Origin of the sequence: Stenotrophomonas sp. SORGH_AS_0282 (assembly GCF_030818125.1) — a bacterium.
Lineage (GTDB): Bacteria > Pseudomonadota > Gammaproteobacteria > Xanthomonadales > Xanthomonadaceae > Stenotrophomonas > Stenotrophomonas rhizophila_A.
The window spans coordinates 1,306,753-1,327,303 of the sequence record NZ_JAUTAB010000001.1 but is presented as its reverse complement, the minus strand read 5'-3'; the positions used below and the strand labels follow the sequence as shown (position 1 = coordinate 1,327,303).

The following is a 20,551-nucleotide window of genomic DNA, read 5'->3' as shown; positions in this document are numbered from 1 at the left end:
CCCGTGCGTGGCTGCACGTCTCGCGCGCGCCGCAAAGCCACGCAGAGCGTGGCTCTACGCGCTGGGCTGCAGACAGCCCCGGTAATTCACGATCAACCCCACCCCGGGTGCGGCGATCTCCACGTTGAACACGAACCGGCCGTCCACTTCGGTTTCGAACGTGTTGCCCCTGGGCAGCAGCGCCTTCGGCAGCGGCACGCCCAGGCAGGACCACCGCCGCGGCACCAGCAGCAACCGCTCGCCTTCCACCACCAGCGCCAACGCGACCTCGATCACCCCGAAGCGCTCCACCAGCAGCGCATCGTTGCGCCCTGTCCCGCGCCGTTGCCACGAGGTGAACCGGCGACCGCCAAAGTCACGCGTCCAGCGCTCGATGCCCTGCTCCGGCATGAAGGTCACGGTGACCGGTACATCGGCGCCCGCTTCCGGAAAACCGATCACCGCCGCCACCAGGCGTGACACCAGCCCGGTGCCACGACGCACCTGCGCCGTACCGCTCCAGCGGTGCTGCCCGGACATGTCGTGCAGCGCCTGCACCTGCGCAGGCAGCGCATCGTAGGCACTGCCCAACACCTGCCGATACAGGCTGGCGGCGGCGCGAACGTCGCGCAGTTACTTCACGCTGCGCAGGTGGTTGGGCCGCTTCGGGCCACCCGGCGGGCGCCGGTTGAATGGCGGCTGCCCCCGCCAGTAGCGGATCAGCAGCCAGCCGAACAACATGCCGCCCAGGTGGGCGAAGTGGGCCACGCCCGGTTGCCAACCGGTGGCGCCGAGCACCAGTTCCATCACGCCGAACACGATGACGAAGGTGCGCGCCTTCATCGGGATGGGCGGGAACAGCAGCATCACGCGCTGGTTGGGGAACAGCATGCCGTAGGCCAGCAACAGGCCGAACACGCCGCCGGATGCGCCCAGCACGGTGGCCGGGTCGGCGATCATCGCGCCCACGGCCAGCTGGCACAGGCCGGCACCGGCCACGCACACCAGGTAGTAGGTCAGGAAGCGCTTCTCGCCCCAGGTCTGCTCCAGCGGCGCACCGAACATGAAGAGCGCCAGCATGTTGAAGAACAGGTGCCCGAAGCTGCCGTGCAGGAATCCATAGGTCAGCAGCTGCCACGGCTGGAAATTGCCACCCGGCGAGAACGGGTCGAAGCCACCGCGCAGCGGTTGCAGCATGAACGGCTCGAACGTGCCGTTGCCGAGCAGGAACGGCTGCTGCAGCAGGAACAGCACGATGTTGGCGATCAACAGTGCCTTGGTGACGGTGGGCAGTCGCGGGAACATGGGGGCATCCTTTGGAACCGCGCCCATCATAACGGGCTAGCCCGGTCCCCACACCGCCGCGTCCAGGTCATCGCCGCTGCCACGCGGCATGTGCTTGACCCGCCCGCGCTCCATCACCACCCCTTCGGCGCGCAGCCGCTGGTTCTGCTCGCGCCAGCCACGCGAGCCTTCCGGCATCGCGATGCGCCCGTCCGAGCGCAGCACCCGGTGCCAGGGCAGGTCCGGATCGTCGTTCATGCCCAGCACCCGTGCAGTCAACCGTGCCCGGCCCGGCAGCCCGGCCTTGGCGGCCACCTGGCCATAGCCCATCACCTGCCCGCGCGGAATGGCACGGATCACCGCCAGGATGCGCTCGCGCGCCTGCGCGGCAGCGTCCACCGCGTCGTCGGCCGGCGACGCGGATTTCTTCACGCGCGCACGCGGCTGACCAGCAGCACGCCGACCAGCACCAGCGCCGTCCCCAGGATCTGCCAGGGGCCCATGGGTTCGTCGAGCAGCCATAGACTCATCACGATGGTGGATACCGGCCCGAGCATACCCACCTGCGCGGCCAGCGACGAGCCGATCCGCTTCACCGCCAGCATGATCGCCAGCACCGGCAGCACCGTGCAGACCGTCGCGTTGACCAGCGACAGCCAGTACACCGGCACCGGCTGCTGGAACAGCACCGGCAGCGGGTGCAGGACCGCGAAGTGCAGCACGCACAGCACGCAGGCCACGCAGCTGGCATAGGCGGTGAGCCGGATCGCGCCGATCCGCGCCACCACCTGGCCGCTGCCGAACAGGTACAGCGCGTAGCTGAGCGCGCTGGCGAACACCAGCGCACTGCCCAGCACGATGCGCCCGCCTTCCAGCTGCAGGTCGTGGCCGAAGGCCAGCAGCACGCCGAGATAGCTGAGTACCAGCGCGGCCACCTGCCAGCGCCCGGGCTTCTTTTTCAGCAGCACCAGGCTGATCAGCAGCACCAGGGTGGGATTGAGGTACAGGATCAGCCGTTCAAGGGTCACGCTGATGTACTGCAATCCCTGGAAGTCGAGCAGGCTGGAAAGGTAGTAGCCGGTGAAGCCCAGCCACACCACCCGCCCCCGGTCGGCCCAGGACAAGGCGGTGGCGCGGCGGGCCGACCACACTGCGAGCAATGCGAACAGCGGGAACGCCATCAGCATGCGCAATGCCAGCAGCGTGGTAGCGTCCACGCCGTGGCGATAGGCCAGTTTGACGATCACGGCCTTGCCGGAGGCGGCTACCGCGCCGACGGCGGCGAGCAGGATGCCGGAGGTGGCAAGGCGTGGGGACGAGGTGGGAAGCGCGTGCGACATCCCACGCATTGTCGCATCAGCGGCTGTCTACCGACCAACGGTCGGCAGCTACCCAAGGGGGTGTTGATACGCCTCAGCGCATCAACACCACCTCTTCCGACGATGTCGGATGGATGGCGACGGTGTCATCGAGCTGGGCCTTGGTGACGCCCATTTTCACCGCGACCGCGAAACCCTGCAGGATCTCGTCGGCCGATTCGCCGAGCAGGTGTACGCCTACCACCCGCTCCTCTTCGCCCACGCAGACCAGTTTGAACAGGCTGCGCTGGGTGCCGTCGGCCAGCGCCTGCAGCATCGGTCGGAAATTGGTGCGGTAGATGCGGACGTCACCGTGACGAGCGCGTGCCTCTTCTTCGCTCAAGCCCACCGCGCCCAGTGCCGGGTGCGAGAACACCACGCTGGCGATGTTCTGGTAATCCATCTTCGCCTGCGGCTGTCCGCCGAACAGGCGGTCCATCAGCTTGCGGGCGGCGGCGATGGCCACCGGGGTCAGGCCCACCTTGCCCGCGATATCGCCCACGGCGTGAACGCTGGGCACCGCCGTGGTCTGCCAGTCGTCAACCTCGACCTCGCCCTTGTCACCGACCACGATGCCCAGTGCCTCCAGTCCCAACCCGGCACTGTTGCCACGCCGGCCGGTCGCGAAGAACACCTGGTCGAAGCGCGGTTCGGCCGGGCCATCGTGGCCGTAGGCAATGAGATCATCGCCCTCGCGCCGCAGTTCGCGCAGCCGGTAATTGAAGTGCAGCTGCACGCCCTGGTGGCGCAGGTTCTCGGCCAACTGTGCGGTCAGCTCGGCGTCAAAGCGCTCCAGCAGGCGTTCGCCGCGTACCAGCAACGTCACGCGGCTGCCCAGTGCCTGCAGCAGGCCGGCCAGTTCCACGGCGATGTAACCGCCACCGACGATCGCCACGCGCCCGGGGGCGCCGCAGAGGTTGAAGAAGTCGTCCGACACCGACCCCAGTTCGGCGCCGGGAATGTCCGGGCGCTGCGGGTGGGCACCGGTGGCGAGCAGCACGTGTTCCCCGCTGATGCGGATGCCATCGCTGCATTCCACCGTGTGCGCATCCAGCAGCCTGCCCTTGCGCGGCACGCGCACCACGTTGCTGTCGTTCAGGCGCTTGAGGTAACTGGCATGGATGTTGGCGATGTAGGCCTGGCGATGCACCACCAGTTCCTTCCAGTCCAGTGCCGGTCGTGCCGGCACATCGAATCCCATCGCCGCGGCCAGGCCGATCCGCCCGGAAAGGTCGGCCGCCAGCCACATCGCCTTCTTCGGCACGCAGCCGACGTTGACGCAGGTACCGCCCAGTTCACCGGGTTCCAGCATCGCCACCCGCTTGCCGTGCTGCGCTGCGCGGAAGGCGGCGGCCAGGCCACCGGAGCCGCCGCCCAGCACGATCAGATCGTAGTCGTAATGCGTTGTCATGGGCGACAGCATGCCACGCCACGTCGCGATTCAAACGTGACGACGCGGCCCGAATCGTTTCATCGGCGCAACGCTGGCCAACGCCCGTAGGTCATCGCGCGCCAGATCCACTCCAGCGGCCCGAACCGGAAATGGCGCAGCCACGCATGGCTGAGCAGCACCTGCAATGCGAACAGCGCCAACGCGAACGGAACCTGCCAGGCACGCGGCATCGTTTCAAACGCACCCAGCCCGTAGCCGTAGAACAGCCAGGTGCAGACCAGTGACTGCAGGATGTATTGGGTCAGCGCCATCCGCCCCATCGGCGCCAGCACGCGCAGGCGGTGCCGCCAGTGCACGATCCAGGCCAGGTAGCCCAGGCACATCAACAGGCTGGCCACCGACGACAGCGCATACGCTGCGCCGGTGGTGGGGGTGAACGTGCCGGGCGCCAGGTACGGCACCCAGCTCGCGCTGATGAGCATCAACAGCAGGCCAACCGGCAGCGCGCCGCGCCGCAACCAACGGTAGAGGCGCTCGAACCGCGCCGGGTCGGCCAGCGCGCCACTGCGTGCGAACCAGCTGCCGAGCAGGAACATGCCCAGCACTTCCGGGCCGATGATCAGCGCCCCGGACAGGGCCGTGCCCACATCGCTGGCCCGCTGCGCCACCGCCTGGCCGAAGCTGCCATGGCCATACGCCTGGCGCTGCAGTTCCACGGTCTGCTGGCCCTGCGCCATGGCCGAGCCGAGGGCGCCGCCATCGCCTTCGACCTGTCCGACCAGGCCCAGCATCGCGCCCAGCAGCAGCATCATCGCCGCCGCACACAGGTAGGTGGCCACGCCCATCGCAGGCAACCAGCGTTGCGGCGCTTCGCGCGTGGCCAGCAGCGGCAACGACACCAGCGCGTAGATCACCAGGATGTCGCCGGACCACACCAGCAACGCATGGCACAGGCCGATCAGCAGCAGCCCGCCGCTGCGGCGCAGGTAGAAGGTCGTGAAGTCGCGGCGCGCCGCTTCGGCACGTTGCGCCATGATCGCAAAGCCGGCGCCGAACAGCAGCGAGAACAGGGTGAAGAACTTGCCCTGCACCAGCACGTAGACGGCGGCATCAACCCAATAGTCCAGCCCCTGCCAGTGCGGGTCGATGCCGGTGAAGGCCAGGTCCAGCGGGCCGCTCAGCGCTTCCATGTTCATCAACAGGATGCCCAGCAGCGCGACCCCGCGCAGGATGTCGATGACTTCGATGCGGTCGCCGTCAGCCACCGGCTGCAGCGTGGGGGAAACAGGCTTCACGGGCGACTCGCTTGGCAGGGCGGACAGTATGCCGCCGCAGCACGCAGGCCGCCCGGCATTTCGGGGCTGCAGATACGCAACGGCCCGCCGAAGCGGGCCGTTGCCTCAGGCGGTGGCCTGCACTCAGTGCTGGAGGCCGCCGTCGCCGTGCACGTGGCCGTGCTCGAGTTCTTCGGCAGCAGCTTCACGCACGTCGACGATCTCGACCGAGAAGTGCAGGTCCTTGCCGGCCATCGGGTGGTTGAGGTCCACGTCGACCACGCTCATGCCGACCTTTTCAACGGTCACGGCGCGCGGGCCGAAGTTGGTCTGCAGCACGACCTGCTGACCCTTCACCAGGCGGGTTTCACCGAAGTGCTTCTTCGGCACGCGCTGGCTCAGGCCTTCCTTGCGCTCGCCATAGGCGTCGGCGGCCTTCACATCGACCTCGAAGGAGGCGCCGGCTTCCTTGTCGAGCATGGCGGCTTCCAGGCCCGGGATGATGTTGCCGTGGCCGATCAGGATCGCCAGCGGGTCACGGTCCCTGGAGCTCTCGATCGGCTCCTGGCCCTGCTCGGCGACGGTGTAATGGAAGCGGACGACGCGGTCTTTTTCGATCTTCATGCGGAACTCTTGTGCTGAGGCTGCCAGGGCAGACGGGTGGGACGGGTTGTCGCCCGCCAAGTACGCCGCCATCATGACGGCCTTCTGAGGCCGCGCATTATCCGGACATCACGCACATGACGCCAGTTCCGCGCTTGAACCGCTCTGTTGCCCGGGTTGCCGCCGTGCTTGCCCTGGCCCTGCTGGCCGCCTGCGGCGGTGGCAAGGCCACCCGCCCGAGTGCGCCGGCCGCCTCCACCCAGGTCTGGCCGACGGTGGTGCCCAATGACCCGCAGGCGGCCAATGCGGTGCTGATGCGCGCCATCGGGCTGGTCGGCACGCCCTACCGCTACGGCGGCAACACCCCCGAGTCGGGCTTTGACTGCAGCGGGCTGGTGGCCTATGTGTACCGGGAAATGCTGGACCTGAAGCTGCCGCGGACTTCTCGCGACCTGGCGGCGGTGCAGGGACCGAAGATCGATCCGCAGCGGCTGGCACCGGGCGATCTGGTGTTCTTCGGCGACCGCGGCAACGTCTTCCACGTCGGCATCTACGTGGGCGAAGGGCGGTTCGTGCATGCCCCGAGCACTGGCGGAACGGTCCGGCTGGATTCGCTCGGCGGCACCTATTGGAAGCAGCACTACACAGGCGCGAAACGTGTCCTTCACTGAAATGAACAGGGCAAAGGTCTAAAAATGTGACCTCCATCACGTTCATATAAACGAAACTTTAACGAAATTTGTACCAAATCACACGTCTTACACGGCATCATCACCCATCGTTTTTATTCAGTGACCGCCGCGTGACGACAGCCGACCTGACGTGCCAAGGCCAGACCGCCACTTTCCGGCGCACTGCCCGCCCCGCTCTTATCGCTTTCGCCCTCTGCCTGGCCAGCCTTCCGGCCTGGGCGCAGACGGCACCGACGACCGCCGTCGATGCTGCTCCGGTTGCCACCGTAGCCGCCACCGAGATCCCCGCCGCCGCCAAGCCCAAGGCTGACGCGCCGGCCCGCAGCAAGGCCGATGCCGCTGCCAGTGCCACCCTCGCCGCCCTGCTTCCGCACCTGGCGGCCAACGACACCATTCCGCTCATGGACCGCTCGGCGATGTTCGCCGGCGACCTGAGCCGCCTGCTGGCCAACTACGATGCCAGCTCCGGCGCCAATGGCGTCGTGGTCGGCGGGGCCGCCGACAATGGCAAGGTGCAGTCGCTGCTGCGCCGTGCGATGACGCTGCTGGGCACCCCGTACCGTTGGGGCGGCACCTCGCCGGACAGCGGTTTCGACTGCAGCGGCCTGGTCGGCTACGTGTTCAAGACCGCGCTCGGCATCGACCTGCCGCGCGTTTCGCGTGAAATGGCCCATGACGGCGAAGCCGAGCTGATCAACGACCGCAACGCGCTGGCGGCCGGTGACCTGGTGTTCTTCGGCCGCAGGGGCCGGGTCGACCACGTGGGCATCTACGTGGGCGAGGGCCGCTTCCTGCACGCCCCCAGCACCGGCAAGGACGTCCGCGTGGACAGCCTGGTCTCGGGTTACTGGAGCGGCAAGTTCATGCAGGCCCGCCGCGTCGAGCTCTGAGCCGGCCGGCCCCCCCACCATTTGAAGGCCGCTGCCCCGTGCAGCGGCCTTTTTCGTTATGGGCGCCGGTGGCCGGTAACGGGGGCAACCGGCGTTGTCCCTACTGTCGTTCGAGCAATTCCAAGTGCGTGCGACCAGCCCAGGCCGGCTTCGGCAGGGGTTGTTGACTCCGGCGTGGGGCGGCTCGCCGGGGTCACGCCGACCAGTAGACACCGCCCGGGATCTTTCCAGTAAAGGTGACGCATGGCGGCAGTCCCTGAATTTCCGGCCCGGTGTGTGATCTGGTTTGGGCAACCACACGCGGCCGAGCGCGCCGCATTGGCAGCGGAAGGGTGGCAGGTGCGCGGGGTGGCCAGCGATGCATGCGTGGCCATCGGCATGCGCGGCAGCGACCTGGTGGTCGGGCTGCTGGACCTGCGCGGGGCGGCCCCCGGCAACGTGGAGCACCTGCAGGCGCTGCTGGAGCAGCACCGGCACATGCGCGTGCTGGCGATCCTGCCGCCCGGACCCTACCCCACGACGCCGCCGCTGCAGTCGCTGCTGGCGGGGTGTGTGGAGACGTTCACGGCGCCGTTTGATCTCTCCAGCCTGGTACAGCGGCTGCAGCACCTGGCGGACGGTGACGAGACGCGTTCGCCGGCCGGTGCGCAGGCGCTGGTCGGGAACAGTGCGGTGCTGCAGGTGGCACGGGCGGCGTTGCGCAAGTTCGCGCCGGTGGAACTGCCGGTGCTGGTCACGGGCGAAACGGGCACGGGCAAGGAGCTGGCGGCGCAGGCACTGCATGCGCTGTCACCGCGCCATGCGCGGCCATTCCTGGCGGTGAACTGCGGGGCGATTCCGGCGGCGCTGGTGCAGTCGGAACTGTTCGGGCATGAGCGCGGGGCGTTCACCGGTGCGGCGACGCGTCGGCTGGGCCTGTTCGAGACGGCCAGCGGGGGCACGGTGTTCCTTGACGAGATCGGCGACCTGCCGCTGGATGCGCAGACGAACCTGTTGCGGGTGCTGCAGGAAGGCACGATCGAGCGGGTGGGCAGCAATCATCCGCTGGCGGTGGATGTACGGGTGGTGGCGGCAACGCACATCGATCTGGAGCAGGCGGTGGAGCGCGGGCAGTTCCGCCGCGATCTGTTCTACCGGCTCAATGTGCTGCGCTTGCCGATGCCGGCGCTGCGTGACCGTGGCAGCGACATCCTGCTGCTGGCGGAGCATTTCCTGGCCAGTTTCCGCCGCCGGCACGTGACGCGCGCGCGCGGGTTCACGACGGAGGCGGCGCAGGCGCTGCTGCGGTTCAACTGGCCGGGCAATGTGCGCGAGCTGTTGAACCGGGTGCAGCGGGGCGGCGATCGTGAGCGAGGCCGAGCTGATCAATGTGGCCGATCTGGAGCTGCTGCCACCGCAGGTGGAGATGCCGCAGCGGCTGCTGCACGATGCGCGCCAGGCGGCCGAGCGCGATGCCTTGTTGCAGGCCCTGCGCGATAACGCGTTCAACATCACTGCCTGCGCCCGCACCATGCAGGTTTCCCGCGTTACCGTGTATCGCCTCTGCCGCAAGCATCAACTCGCTCTGCCTGAGTTGCGCTAACGTCAAACGCCTTGGTTTGCGAACGTACGGGCTTTGGGCCGGCGGGTGCGGGTTTGCGGGACACGCCGCAAGTCCCGCTCCGCGGCCCGGCCCAGCCGCCAGCGGCTGTGCGTTCAGTCGCACGCGAGGCAGTGCCTCGCAAGCAGTGCGCCTTCACCCATGTAAGCTCGTTCGCGCCATCCATGGCGCTCTACGGTCCCGCAAACCCGCCCCCGCCGACCCTTCGACATCGGGTCGGTGGCCATGGGAAAAGCTGGGGCTTCGCTGACGCCGGCCGTTGGTCGGCCCTCCGCATTGCCGGCCCTCTGCATTGCCGGCTGCGGTAGGTATCGACCGTTGGTCGATACGCGCGCTACAGGATGTACGGCACCTTGAATGCCAGGGTGAAGTCCGGCGAATCCGGCGTCAGGCCGATGCCCAGCAGGCTCACGATCGTGGTGTTCTGGTTGAGTGCGTAGGTGATGCCCAGGTTGAGCGTGGCCGCGTTGGCGTCGCTGCCGACGATCTTGACCCACTGGCCGCCCTTGAAGCGGGTGGAGGCGCGGGCGCTGAGCTTGTCGCTGAAGGAGATGCTGAGGCTGGTGCGTTCGTTGAAGGCGAACGCGACGCCGGCACCGAAGTAGTACGAGCCGCCGAGTTTGACGTCACCGGGGTTGACGGTATCGGGGTTGGCGTCGAGGTCGTCGAAGCTGTTTTCGAACGAGTGGATGTAGCCGATGTTGGCGAACAGGATGGCCGGGTCGGCGGTCTTGACCGCCGACAGGCCGACGTTGGCCTGCCAGACGCCGTTGCCGGTGGGTTGCTGTTCGGGCACGGCGAAGCGGATGAAGTCGTCGTCGTCGCGCTCGAGCACTTTCCAGCTCAGGCCGTAGGGTTCGCGGCCGGTGGGGGCGGTGGCGCCGACGGTCAACACGGTTTCGGGCCAGCGGCCTTTTTCGGAGAACAGTTTGTAGTTGGCACTGAGGCTGATGTCGCCGATGCCGTTGCCGGTGGTTTCTTCCTGGGCGATGGCCGCCGCCGAGCCGCCGGCGCCGCCCTTCTGGAAGACGGTCTTGCGGGCCAGGTACGGCACGTCCAGGTTCAGGGCCAGGCGCGGGGTGAGGCCCCAGCGTGCGGCGAGGTTGTAGGTGAGGGTGTCGGACTCGACGTTTTCGATGGCGATGTTGCCGAGGAAGATCGCGTCGAGGGCGAGGAAGCCGTTGAGGGTCAGCTGCTTGCGGTCGTAGCGTGCGTAGCTGAGGCTGTTTTCCAGCGTGAAGCGGCGGGTGAACAGGGTCGAGGTCTGTTGTTTGACGTCGTCGACACTCCGGCGCGAGGCCTCTTTGGCCTGCTGCGCTTCGGCGGCGGTGCTGGCGTAGCCATCGCCGGTCGGCGGTGCGGCGGGGGTGCTCGAGGGCAGCGGTTCGGGCGGGGCGGCGCCGGCCAGCGGTGCGGTCTTGCCGCTCAGGCGGGCCTGCATGGCCTGCACCTGCATGTCCAGTTCGCGCAGCCGGCGCACTTCCTGGGCGTAATTGGCTTTGAGCGTTTCCAGCTGCTGGATGAGCGCTTTTACGTCTGCTTCGTCTGCCGGGGTGGCCGGTGCGTCCTGGGCGTTTGCCGCAGCTGACGCGGTCAGTGCCAGCGCCGCCAGCGCCAGCGGTGTCGTGCATATCGAGGTGTGCATTTCCTTGCCCTGTGTTCTGGTGTCGTTCCCCCCACCCGGCCGGTGTTACTGGCCGGGCCCCATGCCTACGCCGCGTACCAGGTTCATCGCCTGGGCCACGTTCTGGTTCAGCGACGCGCTGTTGGCCAGGGTCTGCCGCACCAGGTCGATCTGCATGCGGTTGCTGGCCGATTGGCCATCGCTGGCCACGGCGATGCTCTGGCCGACGCTGCCGTTGCGGATCCATTGCTGCACCTGCCCCACGCCCTGGATCTGCAGCTGCACGCGGGCGCTGTTGCCGTCCTGCTGGGCCACGGCGCTCACGCCGCCCTGCTTCGCGCTGGCCTGCGGGGCGCTCTGTTCGGTGGTGGTGGGTGCGGTGCCTTCGCGCACGTTCAACTGGGTGGCGTTGCTGGCCACGTTGTTGTCACCGGCCACCTGGATGCTCTGGGTAAGCCCGGCCACGTTCTGCAGGCCACTCGAATCCACGCTGCGCCCCGGGGTCTCCGGCAGCGGCGCATCGGCCGCGGTGACGGTGACGCTGGGCGTGAAGCTCACCTTGGGCGTGTTGCCGCCATGGCTGAAATCCATGCCCAGGGTCAGTGCGCTCTGCGCGGACTGGTTGCCGGCCTGCCATTGGGAAATCATGGTCACGCCGAACCAGGCCACGGCATTGCCGTTGACGGTGTAGCGGCCGCGCATCAGTTTCAGTTCCGGGTCGGGGATCTCGCTCAATCCCTTGCCGGGGCGTCCCTGCTCCTGCGCCTTGGGTGCATCGGCGGCGTGTACCGGGGCGACCCCGAGCAGCGCGACGAGCAATGCACTGTGCGTCCAGTTTGCGATGTTCATGGTGCCTCCTAGAACAGATCGGCATGGGTGAAACCGAAATCCACCAGTTCCGCGTCGGTGATCGGGCCCTGCCGTGCATACAGCGAACGCGCACTGGGCTGTTCGCCGGGCTGCAGCAACACGGTGTTGCGGTCGAAATCGGTACCGATCACGACGAACACGGCGCGCGACGGCCATGATTCGAGAAATTCGTTGACGGGGATGCTGCGGTTGCCCAGGATCGGGTCCGCTACGTCCACCACGTCACCGCGGACCTGCTTGAGGACCACGAAGTGGCGGAATCCACGCACATCCATCAACACCAACCCGGGCACGCGCAGCGAGCGCAGGCGCTCTTCGTTGACGCGGTAGCCGCGCCCACGCATGCCCATCGATTCCACGTAACGCTTGATGTCCAGCAGCGAGAAGCCACGCTGGTGGACCAGTTCAGGGTCCGAGACCCCCATCATTCCTTCGATCACAGTGCCTTCGTCCGCGTCCAGGTGGTAGGCATAACGCAGGATCGTGGCCAAAGCGGCCGCGCCGCAGCTGTAATCGGTGTGTTGGCGCACCACGTTGCGGAAGCGCCGTTCCTGCATGCTCTCCACGCGCTGGGAGTACACCGCGCCATTGGGCAGCACGCCGCTGAAGGACACATCACCGGCGCGCGAGGCGCCCACCGGCAGGATCAACAGCGACAACGCGCAGCACAGGGCTCGGGTCGACCACATCGGCATGGCTCCGGAAGAAGGAAGGAGCCCCTGCCCCAAAGGGGGAGGATGGAACAGGGGCTCCCGGGGAACCCGGCCATTGGCGGATGGCCGGGTTTGTTGCGCTCAACGCGTGTTGCCTGCGAAAACGGACAGCGTTACTCGCCGCCACCGCCGCCCGGGTTGCCGCCAGTGGACGGCTGGGCCACGGCCAGGGCCAGGCTGTTGGCCTGCAGGTTGCCGGTGCCGGCTGCGACGTTCACGCCGATGTTGCCGCTGGCGCCGCGGAACGAGTCACCCGACAGCGAAGCGTTGTTTTCGGCACGTTCCACGACCCAGCGGGTGGTGGCCACGGTACCGCTCAGGCTGGCCTGCAGATCGGCATAGCCCACTTCACCGTACGCCAGAACGCCGCGCTCGTCGGTGTCGAAGGCGAGACCGCCTGCACCTTCGTTGTACGGGTTGTCGGTGGCGCCCTGGGCGTCAGCATCCAGGTCGATGTGCCCGGTCTGGTTGCCACCGGTATGCGACGAGCCGCTCCAGGTATCCGGGTAGAAGTTTTCCTTCTGGTAGGCATTGCCGCGACCGGCGTAACCACCCACGCCGATGGCTGCAGTACCGCCCCGGACGTTGCCACGCAGGGTGACCTGGGTGGTGTCACGCATGGCCTTCACGTAGCCCTCGTTGGACACGCTGTTGCCGGTGGACACCTGGTTCGAGCTGATGCTCGCGGTGGCCATGCGGGCGGTGGACACCGACGCAGCCAAGGCGTTCTTCTGCTCGTTGTTGTTGCCGGCGGCGCTGTTCACGCCGATGTTGCCGGTGGCGCCGCGGAAGGCGTTGCCGCTGAGGCTGGAGTTGTTGACCACGCCTTCGTTGGTGGTGGTGTTGCCGGCGCCGTACTGGTTCACGTACACCTGCGCATCGGACATGCCGAAGGTGAACGAAGCATCGGCGGCGGACAGCGATGCGGCGTTGTCCTGGGCATTGTTGTCACCGGCGGCGGTGTTGAAGCCGAGGTTGCCCGACGCGTCCTGCGCCACGTTTTCGCTGATCGAGGAATTGTTCTCGAGCAGCTGGTTGTCGCCTTCGTTGTCGGTGATCGACTGGCGGTTGTCGATGATGGCAATCGCGGCCGAGTCCACTTCCAGGTCACCCGAGACGGTCGGACGGCCGCGGAACTGCACGTCCGCACCCACCTGCAGGTCCGATTCCAGGTTCACGTCCACGCCGTGGTTGTTCTTTTCCTTGCGCTCGTCGGCCTGGATGTTGCTGTTCTTCTGCACGTTTTCGTTGACCGAGACATTGCGCGTGTGGTTCACGTCGCTGGTGTCGCTGTAGCTCTTGGTCGTGGTCCTGGTGCTGGTGTCGGAGCTGGTGTTGGTGGTGCTGTTGTTGCGTACGCGGGTGCGCGAATCCCAGTCATTGCGGATGTTGGTATCGATGTTGGTATCGATATCGGTATCGATGCTGGTGGTGATGTCGGTGTCGACATCGGTGTCGATATCGGTGTTGATGTTGGTATCAACGTCGGTATTGAGGTTCGTGTTCGTGTTGGTGTTCGTGTTGGTGTTGGTGCGGGTTTCCCACACGTTGTGGATGTGGTTGATGAACGCGCTGGCGTTCTGGTTGTCCTGTGCGGAGGCAGATGCGGTAGCCGCAACTGCGATGGCCAGCGCAAGTACCGTCTTGTTCATGGTGTTCATGGTGCCCTCTCTCTTCACGGTCAATCGGGTGGATGGAACTGCTCACGGGGTGGACTGCACCGAAATGCCCAACTGGTTGGCGGTGGTGTTGCCGGTACCCGCGATTTGATTGAGTTGCAGAACGCCGTCGAATCCCTGCAGTGCGGTGTCCTCCACGGCGACACTGCGGGTTCCGGCGGAACCACCGCGACGTGCGGTGCCCTGCCCCCCTGCTGACGCGAGTGCCCCCGACGCGGCCAAGGCCTCGTCGTTCGTCTCGCGTATGCCCTGTTGCGCCAGCGTGGCCGTGACGACGTTGAGCGTCGCGTTGCCGATACCGCTGGCCTGGTTGATCATGGCGACGCCGCTGGCGCCGTTCAGTGCCTGGCCGCCGATGCTGGCGCTGGCATCCAGCGCGCCATCGGCACGCACGCGGTTGCCGGCGAGGCGTTGGCGTGCATCGATGTTGACCTGTGCGTTTTCGCCGCTGGCGATACCCAGCAGGTTGGCCTGCAGGTTGAGGTCGCCGGCGGCCATGTTGACCACCATGGCGCCGTCGGCGCCGCTCAGCGCGCGGCCCTCCAGGCGGGTGTTGTTGAGGTAGCCCAGCATGCCGGCGTAGTCGTCTGCCTGCTGCGCGTACAGCGGCAGTGGCAGCACCAGCGAAAGCCCCAGCGAGAGCAGCACGGTTGCGCGCTTCATTTGCCGGGCCCACCTGCGGGCGCACCGGCCGGCTGGCCGAGCGGGAACTGCGCCAGCGCACCGCGCACCTGGTCACCGATACCGCGGGTGGCGTTGCCCACCGCGCCCATCGGCCCGCCGATGCTGCGGCCGAGCGAGCTGCCCGACAGCACACCGCTGCTGGTGGCCTTGCCCAGGGTGCTGTTGATGGTACTGGTGGTGACGCGCTCCACGGTGGTCTGCGGGTGCCCCGCAGAGACGCCGGTGTTGGAGCCCAGCGAGGCGTAATCGTCGTCGCTCAGTTCGTCCATGCCGGCCGAGGTGCCCAGTGCGCCAGCGACTTCGCGCTTGGGCGAGGGATCGGCGATCAAGGCCACGCCCGGGGGAGCGGGCCGATACGCCGGCCGCGCGGATACATCCCGCAGCAGCACGATTTCACCCGGTTGCTGCTTCACGCCCTGCCGTGCGCCTGAGGCCTGCACCGCTGCCGGTGCCAGCACCATCACCAGCAGCAGCCACGTCACCGCCGTTGCCTTGCTCCGTACGCGAACGCTGTCCATTGCGACCTCCCGATACATGCGGAGGGATGGAGCAGCAATCGTGCCAAGTCCGAAAGGTCCTGTTTGCGGGCATGTTGCCGGCAGCGACCGCTGTCACTGCAACGCAGGTGTTACACCTGCGTGGCGTTCACGCGTCCTGAACACGCACGTGCGGGCGTCAGGAAGGCGGATAACGCTCACTTCACATGTGGGTGTATCAGCGTTGTTACACCGCCGGATACAGATGTCACAGTGCGCAGTCATCAAACGCAGACGGGCCGGCAATCGCCGGCCCGCTGCATGACGACCTGACCGATCGTGCTAAGAGGTGCGCTCTTCGCCCTCGTCCACGCCCAGGTTGGTGGACGGGTTGTCGTAGACCTCGCGGTCGAGCAGCCCGGTTTCCTTGGCCACCAGCACCGGCACCAGCATCTGGCCGGTGACATTGGTCATGGTGCGCATCATGTCCAGGATCCGGTCGATCGCGTACAGGTAGCCGATGGTTTCCAGCGGCAGGTTGGCTGCGCTCAGCACCACCGTGGCCATCACCACCGCCGTACCGGGTACGCCGGCAGTACCGAAGCTGCCCAGCACCGAAGCGATCAGCACCACCACATACTGCTCGGGGGTGAGCGGCACGCCGGTATACTGCGCGATGAAGACCGCGCACAGCGCCGGATAGATCGCGCCGCAACCGTCCATCTTGATGCTGGCGCCCAGTGGCACGGCGAAGGACGCGTAGTCCTTGTTCACGCCAAGGTTGTGGGTGATCGAACGCATTGCCGCCGGCATCGCCGCGAAGCTGGACGAGCTGACGAACGCCACCTGCATGCCCGGCGCGGCACCGCGGAAGAACTTGAGCGGGTTCAGGCCGTGCACCAGCAGCAGGCTGCCGTACACCAGCACGATATGCAGCGCGCAGGCCACGTACAGCGCCAGCACGAAGCTGCCCAGCGGCAACAGTTTTTCGAAGCCGTAGCTGCCCACCAGCCCGGCGATCAGGCCGAAGGTGCCCAGTGGGGTCATCTCCAGCACGAAGCGGGTGACCTGGATCATGATGTCGCTCATCTGCCCGGTCAGCTTGCGCGCCTCGGCGACCTTGTCGCCCAGCTTGACCATGGCAAAGCCGAGCAGGCCGGCGAAGAAGATCACCGGCAGGATCGAACCGCGCCCGGCCGCCAGCACCGTCTCGCCGGCCGCGTTGACCTTGGTGCCGATGCCGGTGAGCGCGTAGAACACGTTGGATGGCACCACGTCCATGACCACCTTGACCACGCTGGGCACTTCGCGCGGCGTGTAGCCGTGGTCCATGCTCAGGCTGAGGTTGCCGGTACCCGGCTGCATCAGGGTGCCCACGGCCAGGCCGATGCCCACTGCCAGCGCGGCGGTGATGATGAACCACAGGAAGGTGCGCCCGCCCAGCGCGGCCACCGATTTCTGCCCGTGCAGGGAGGAAATGGCGTTGATCACCGCGAAGAACACCAGCGGCACCGCGATCATTTTGATCAGCGTGACGTACAGGTCGCCCAGCGGGCCGAACCAGGTTTCGGCGGCGGGGCCAAGCAGCCAGCCGGCCAGCGCGCCGAGCACGAAGCCGCCAAGTACGCGCTGCCAGAACGGGATCCGCAGCCAGGCAGACACCAGCGTCATGAGCATTCCAGGGAGAGGGTGACAGCCCCTCACCTTAGCCCAACGCGCCCCTGCGGACGAGGCGCACAGAAACAAATCAGCGTGTCATCGGCGTGCCTTGCGGCGTTCTGCATAATGAACGCCCGTTTCACCATTGAGATACGCGCGTCCATGTCCCGTTTCACGCCTCTTGTGGCGGCCCTCGCCACCACCCTGCTGCTTGGCGCCTGCGCCGCCTCCGCCCCCGCTTCCCGCGCCAATGCCGGCGCCGTTCAGGTCGATGTACCGGCAGTGGCCCACCCGGCCGGTGAAACCCCGCAGTGGTGGTACCGCAGCGGCGCCGCCCGTGCCGCCGGCAGTGGCGCCATGGACGGCCGCGCGAAGAACGTGATCCTGTTCCTGGGCGATGGCATGAGCCTGACCACCGTGGCCGCCGCACGCATCTTCGAGGGCCAGCGCAACGGCAACCCGGGCGAAGAGAACCTGCTTTCCTGGGAGCGCTTCCCGGCCACCGCGTTCAGCAAGACCTACAACACCGATTCGCAGACCCCGGATTCGGCCGGCACCATGACCGCCATCACCACCGGCGTGAAGACCCACATGGGCGCCATCGGGGTCAGCGCCGGCAGCCGCAGCGACTGCGCCGACAGCCTGGGCAAGGGCCTGCTGACCTGGCTGCAGCTGGCCGACAGCGCCGGCATGGCCACCGGCGTGGTGACCACCGCGCGCCTCACCCACGCCACCCCGGCCGCGACCTACGCCCATTCCCCCGAGCGCAACTGGGAAAACGACGCGGACCTGCCGGAGGCGGCCAAGGCGGCCGGCTGCAAGGACATCGCCCAGCAGCTGCTGGACACCTCGCGTTACGGGCGAGGCCCGCTGGTGGCACTGGGCGGCGGTCGTGCCCAGTTCACCAACGTGGAAGAAACCGACCCGGAGTACGACGACAAGGTGGGCCTGCGCCTGGACGGGCGCAGCCTCGTCGGCGAATGGAAGCAGGCGCACCCGCAGGGCGCCTATGTCTGGAACGCGCAGCAGCTGCAGGCCGCCGCCAACGCGCCGGCGATCCTGGGCCTGTTCGAGCCGGACCACATGCGCTATGAGATCGAGCGCAAGGACGACCCGTCCGGCGAGCCCAGCCTGGCCGAACTGACCAAGGCGGCCATCGCCAACCTGTCGCGCCACCAGGAAGGCTACGTGCTGATGGTGGAAGGCGCGCGCATCGACCACGCCAACCACAGCGGCAACGCCTACCGTGCGCTCAGCGATACGGTGGCGCTGTCCGACGCGGTACGTGCGGCGGCGGAGGCCACCTCCGACCAGGACACGCTGATCATCGTCACCGCCGACCACTCGCACACGCTCAACTTCGTGGGCTACCCGGCGCGTGGCAACCCGATCCTCGGCAAGGTCAAGGACAAGGGCGGCGAAGACGGCGCCGGCGCGCTCGACCTGGCCCGCGACGGCCTCGGCCTGCCCTACACCACCCTCAGCTACGCCAATGGCCCCGGCTTCACCGGCGCCACCAACCAGCAGCCGGCGGGCCCCAAGGCCTACCCGCACAACCCGAGCAGCTTCGACCCGGCCAAGGGCCGCCCGGACCTGACCCACGTGGATACCGAGCACCCCGATTACATGCAGGAAGCGCTGGTGCCGATGAAGAGCGAAAGCCACGGCGGCGAAGATGTCGGCATCTGGGCCCGTGGCCCCGGCAGCAAGGCGGTGCGAGGCACCATGGAACAGAACGCGATCTACCACATGATCGTGCAGGCCACCCCGCGCCTGCGCCAGCGCCTGTGCGATGCCGGCACCTGCGACGCCAAGGGCGTGCCGGTGGAACTGCCGACGCCGACCGCGTTCGAGCGCAAGGACGCGGGCAACTGATGCGCCGGGCCGGCGTGCTGCTGGCATTGCTGGCCCCGGCGGTGAACCTCGCCGCGCCGCCGGCCTGCCAGCGGCTGACCGAGGAAGACGGGTTGCAGCCGCTGGCCGGCTGCCACCTGGAGCAGGGCCGGCTGTCGCTCGACGCGGCGGCACGTGCCCGGCTCGATTACGACAACCTGGGACTGGCTGCGGTGTACGCCGGGGACAGCTTCCACTACGTCAGCCGCCAAGGGCGCACCCAAGCGGTGATCACCTGGGACAACGGCCCGGATTACGTCGAGGAAGGCCTGCTGCGCGGCCGGGTGGGCGAGCGCATCGCCTACTTCGATGCCGCGCTGGCGCAGGCGGTACCGGGCACCTACGATTTCGGCTGGCCGTTTTCCGATGGCATTGCCCAGGTATGCAACGGCTGCCGGCGCAGCACGCCCGATGGCGATGGCCACACCCCGATGGAAGGCGGCGAGTGGTTCCACATCGACCGCCAGGGTCGCCGCGTGGCCGATCCCACCGGCCGATGAGCCTGCGTGATGGCGGCGCGTGCTGCCAAGGCCGATACTGGCCCTCTGCCTGACATGTCCCATTCGATGCCTACTGCGCTGCCCCCTGCCCCCGACCTGCCCGCACCCGTATTGGTGGGTTTCAGTGGTGGACTGGATTCGACGGTGCTGCTGCACTGGCTGGCCCAGTCACCCGCGCAGCGCGCCGCCGGCCTGCATGCGGTGCACGTGCACCACGGCCTGCAGGCCGATGCAGATCGTTGGGCGGCGCACTGCGAGGCGATCTGCGCGGCCTGGTCGATTCCGCTGCAGGTGATCCGCGTGGCGGTGCCGCGCGACAGCGGTGCGGGCCTGGAAGCCGCGGCACGCCACGTCCGCCGCGAAGCGTTCGCCCGCGTCCTGCGGGAAGGCGAACACCTCGCACTGGCGCACCACCGCGATGACCAGGCCGAAACGTTCCTGCTGCGGGCCCTGCGCGGCTCCGGGGTGGATGGCCTGGCGGCGATCCGGGCGCATGCGCCGTTCGGCGCCGGATCGATCTGGCGCCCGCTGCTGCAGATCCCGCGCAGCGACCTGCGGGCGCATGCCGCGGCGCACGGGCTGGAGTGGATCGAAGACCCCAGCAACGCCAGCGACGTGGCCGACCGCAACTTCCTCCGCCTGCACGTGCTGCCGCTACTGCAGCAACGCTGGCCGCAGGCCGATGCGGCGTTCGCACGCAGTGCCGAATTGAGCGCGCAGGCGCAGCGCCTGCTCGATGCCTCCGACCACGACGCGTTGCGGCGCTGCACGGTGTCGCCCGGCGTGCTCGACTGCGCCAAGCTGCAACGGCAGCCGCGCGAGCGCCGCGCGCGGCTGCTGCGGCAGTGGGTGCGCAGCGCGGGACAACCGCCGTTGCCGGCCGCAGGCGTCCAGGCCATCGAACGCGAACTGCTGCCCGCTGCCCAGGATGCCGATGCGCAGTTCGCCTGGCAGGGCGTGCGCATCCGCCGCTGGCGCGGCCACCTGTACCTGCTGCCGATGGCCTTGGCACTGCCGCTGGACTGGAGCGTGCATTGGGATGGCGCCAGCCCACTGGCACTCCCCGATGGTGGCGAACTGGCACTGATCGGCGCCCAGAGGTTGGATGAACCGGTGCAGGTCAGCGCACGCCGGGGCGGCGAGCGCATCCAGCTGCGCGGGCGCAGTCATTCGCACGCGCTGAAGGATCTGCTGCAACAGAGCGGGTTGCCTCCGTGGCAGCGCCGCCAGGTGCCGCTGCTGTATGCGGACCAGGTGCTGGTTGCGGCCGGCGACCAGGTGATCGCGGCACCGTTGCAGCAGTGGCTGGATGAACAGCACGCCCGATTGCGCTGGACGCCGGGCGCGGCGTGAATTGACCCCTTGGGGCTGGCGCTTCAC

19 protein-coding genes and 1 pseudogene are annotated in these 20,551 nt (G+C 67.7%); 6 read left to right on the top strand and 14 right to left on the bottom strand.

The genetic code is table 11. The annotated features are described in order from the left end of the window. Positions 1-54 precede the first annotated feature (54 nt). From QE395_RS05755 to QE395_RS05725, 7 genes are all read right to left on the bottom strand, one after another. Positions 55-573, bottom strand: a complete 519-nt coding sequence (locus QE395_RS05755) for a DUF4166 domain-containing protein (protein WP_306987906.1) — start codon at positions 571-573, stop codon at positions 55-57. A 39-nt stretch (positions 574-612) separates the two neighbouring features. Beyond that, entirely contained in the window at positions 613-1,284 is a 672-nt protein-coding gene (locus QE395_RS05750; RefSeq protein ID WP_068853500.1) for a rhomboid family intramembrane serine protease, read from the bottom strand. Between the two features lie 36 nt (positions 1,285-1,320). Next, a complete protein-coding gene (locus QE395_RS05745; protein ID WP_249832870.1) occupies positions 1,321-1,695 on the bottom strand; it encodes an MGMT family protein in 375 nt (124 codons plus the stop codon). Further along, entirely contained in the window at positions 1,692-2,603 is a 912-nt protein-coding gene (locus QE395_RS05740; protein ID WP_237334262.1) for a DMT family transporter, read from the bottom strand. Before QE395_RS05740 ends, QE395_RS05745 begins: the two co-directional genes overlap by 4 nt. A gap of 73 nt (positions 2,604-2,676) precedes the next feature. Beyond that, positions 2,677-4,032 (bottom strand): glutathione-disulfide reductase, encoded by a 1,356-nt coding sequence (gene gorA, locus QE395_RS05735; RefSeq protein WP_306987903.1) that lies wholly within the window; start codon positions 4,030-4,032, stop codon positions 2,677-2,679. 59 nt (positions 4,033-4,091) lie between these two features. Then, on the bottom strand, positions 4,092-5,309 hold the full coding sequence (locus QE395_RS05730) for a DUF418 domain-containing protein (protein WP_306987901.1): 1,218 nt from the start codon (positions 5,307-5,309) through the stop codon (positions 4,092-4,094). A gap of 123 nt (positions 5,310-5,432) precedes the next feature. Beyond that, positions 5,433-5,912 (bottom strand): peptidylprolyl isomerase, encoded by a 480-nt coding sequence (locus QE395_RS05725; RefSeq protein WP_306987899.1) that lies wholly within the window; start codon positions 5,910-5,912, stop codon positions 5,433-5,435. 116 nt (positions 5,913-6,028) lie between these two features. On the opposite strand from QE395_RS05725, the gene QE395_RS05720 reads away from it, so the two are divergent. From QE395_RS05720 to QE395_RS05710, 3 genes and pseudogenes are all read left to right on the top strand, one after another. Next, positions 6,029-6,562 carry a C40 family peptidase gene (locus tag QE395_RS05720; protein ID WP_093533403.1) on the top strand — a complete coding sequence of 178 codons (534 nt, stop codon included), beginning with the start codon at positions 6,029-6,031 and terminating at the stop codon, positions 6,560-6,562. Between the two features lie 131 nt (positions 6,563-6,693). After that, positions 6,694-7,473 (top strand): C40 family peptidase, encoded by a 780-nt coding sequence (locus QE395_RS05715; protein ID WP_306987897.1) that lies wholly within the window; start codon positions 6,694-6,696, stop codon positions 7,471-7,473. A 243-nt stretch (positions 7,474-7,716) separates the two neighbouring features. Next, positions 7,717-9,055 (top strand): annotated as a pseudogene (locus tag QE395_RS05710) (sigma-54 dependent transcriptional regulator). Positions 9,056-9,407: 352 nt separating this feature from the next. Here the strand turns inward: QE395_RS05710 and QE395_RS05705 are convergent. The 7 genes from QE395_RS05705 to QE395_RS05675 form a co-directional block, all read right to left on the bottom strand. After that, positions 9,408-10,718, bottom strand: a complete 1,311-nt coding sequence (locus QE395_RS05705) for a transporter (protein WP_068853510.1) — start codon at positions 10,716-10,718, stop codon at positions 9,408-9,410. A 45-nt stretch (positions 10,719-10,763) separates the two neighbouring features. Beyond that, entirely contained in the window at positions 10,764-11,546 is a 783-nt protein-coding gene (locus tag QE395_RS05700) for a hypothetical protein (protein WP_306987894.1), read from the bottom strand. An 8-nt stretch (positions 11,547-11,554) separates the two neighbouring features. Next, positions 11,555-12,256 (bottom strand): C39 family peptidase, encoded by a 702-nt coding sequence (locus QE395_RS05695; protein ID WP_093533407.1) that lies wholly within the window; start codon positions 12,254-12,256, stop codon positions 11,555-11,557. Between the two features lie 137 nt (positions 12,257-12,393). Next, positions 12,394-13,941 (bottom strand): adhesin, encoded by a 1,548-nt coding sequence (locus tag QE395_RS05690; protein ID WP_306987892.1) that lies wholly within the window; start codon positions 13,939-13,941, stop codon positions 12,394-12,396. Between the two features lie 42 nt (positions 13,942-13,983). Continuing rightward, entirely contained in the window at positions 13,984-14,622 is a 639-nt protein-coding gene (locus QE395_RS05685) for a hypothetical protein (RefSeq protein WP_083214189.1), read from the bottom strand. Then, positions 14,619-15,104 carry a hypothetical protein gene (locus tag QE395_RS05680; RefSeq protein WP_306990433.1) on the bottom strand — a complete coding sequence of 162 codons (486 nt, stop codon included), beginning with the start codon at positions 15,102-15,104 and terminating at the stop codon, positions 14,619-14,621. Before QE395_RS05680 ends, QE395_RS05685 begins: the two co-directional genes overlap by 4 nt. 357 nt (positions 15,105-15,461) lie before the next feature. Beyond that, complete coding sequence (locus QE395_RS05675) at positions 15,462-16,790, bottom strand: dicarboxylate/amino acid:cation symporter (protein ID WP_184126492.1); 1,329 nt, start codon at positions 16,788-16,790, stop codon at positions 15,462-15,464. Positions 16,791-16,940: 150 nt separating this feature from the next. Between QE395_RS05675 and QE395_RS05670 the strand changes: the two genes are divergently transcribed. The 3 genes from QE395_RS05670 (at position 16,941) to tilS (ending at position 20,524) form a co-directional block, all read left to right on the top strand. Beyond that, positions 16,941-18,653 (top strand): alkaline phosphatase, encoded by a 1,713-nt coding sequence (locus QE395_RS05670; RefSeq protein ID WP_306987889.1) that lies wholly within the window; start codon positions 16,941-16,943, stop codon positions 18,651-18,653. Then, a complete protein-coding gene (locus QE395_RS05665) occupies positions 18,653-19,171 on the top strand; it encodes a WG repeat-containing protein (RefSeq protein WP_306987887.1) in 519 nt (172 codons plus the stop codon). Before QE395_RS05670 ends, QE395_RS05665 begins: the two co-directional genes overlap by 1 nt. 66 nt (positions 19,172-19,237) lie before the next feature. Further along, complete coding sequence (gene tilS, locus QE395_RS05660; RefSeq protein WP_306987885.1) at positions 19,238-20,524, top strand: tRNA lysidine(34) synthetase TilS; 1,287 nt, start codon at positions 19,238-19,240, stop codon at positions 20,522-20,524. Positions 20,525-20,551 lie beyond the last annotated feature (27 nt).

Bases quoted from the DNA above. Each gene is read 5' to 3' on its own strand.
- gorA (WP_306987903.1), bottom strand. From the start codon at position 4,032: ATGACAACGCATTACGACTACGATCTGATCGTGCTGGGCGGCGGCTCC.
- QE395_RS05750 (WP_068853500.1), bottom strand. From the start codon at position 1,284: ATGTTCCCGCGACTGCCCACCGTCACCAAGGCACTGTTGATCGCCAAC.
- QE395_RS05740 (WP_237334262.1), bottom strand. From the start codon at position 2,603: ATGTCGCACGCGCTTCCCACCTCGTCCCCACGCCTTGCCACCTCCGGC.
- QE395_RS05665 (WP_306987887.1), top strand. From the start codon at position 18,653: ATGCGCCGGGCCGGCGTGCTGCTGGCATTGCTGGCCCCGGCGGTGAAC.
- QE395_RS05675 (WP_184126492.1), bottom strand. From the start codon at position 16,790: ATGACGCTGGTGTCTGCCTGGCTGCGGATCCCGTTCTGGCAGCGCGTA.
- QE395_RS05705 (WP_068853510.1), bottom strand. From the start codon at position 10,718: ATGCACACCTCGATATGCACGACACCGCTGGCGCTGGCGGCGCTGGCA.
- QE395_RS05725 (WP_306987899.1), bottom strand. From the start codon at position 5,912: ATGAAGATCGAAAAAGACCGCGTCGTCCGCTTCCATTACACCGTCGCC.
- QE395_RS05720 (WP_093533403.1), top strand. From the start codon at position 6,029: ATGACGCCAGTTCCGCGCTTGAACCGCTCTGTTGCCCGGGTTGCCGCC.
- QE395_RS05695 (WP_093533407.1), bottom strand. From the start codon at position 12,256: ATGTGGTCGACCCGAGCCCTGTGCTGCGCGTTGTCGCTGTTGATCCTG.
- QE395_RS05680 (WP_306990433.1), bottom strand. From the start codon at position 15,104: ATGGTGCTGGCACCGGCAGCGGTGCAGGCCTCAGGCGCACGGCAGGGC.
- QE395_RS05690 (WP_306987892.1), bottom strand. From the start codon at position 13,941: ATGAACACCATGAACAAGACGGTACTTGCGCTGGCCATCGCAGTTGCG.
- QE395_RS05685 (WP_083214189.1), bottom strand. From the start codon at position 14,622: ATGAAGCGCGCAACCGTGCTGCTCTCGCTGGGGCTTTCGCTGGTGCTG.
- QE395_RS05700 (WP_306987894.1), bottom strand. From the start codon at position 11,546: ATGAACATCGCAAACTGGACGCACAGTGCATTGCTCGTCGCGCTGCTC.
- tilS (WP_306987885.1), top strand. From the start codon at position 19,238: ATGCCTACTGCGCTGCCCCCTGCCCCCGACCTGCCCGCACCCGTATTG.
- QE395_RS05670 (WP_306987889.1), top strand. From the start codon at position 16,941: ATGTCCCGTTTCACGCCTCTTGTGGCGGCCCTCGCCACCACCCTGCTG.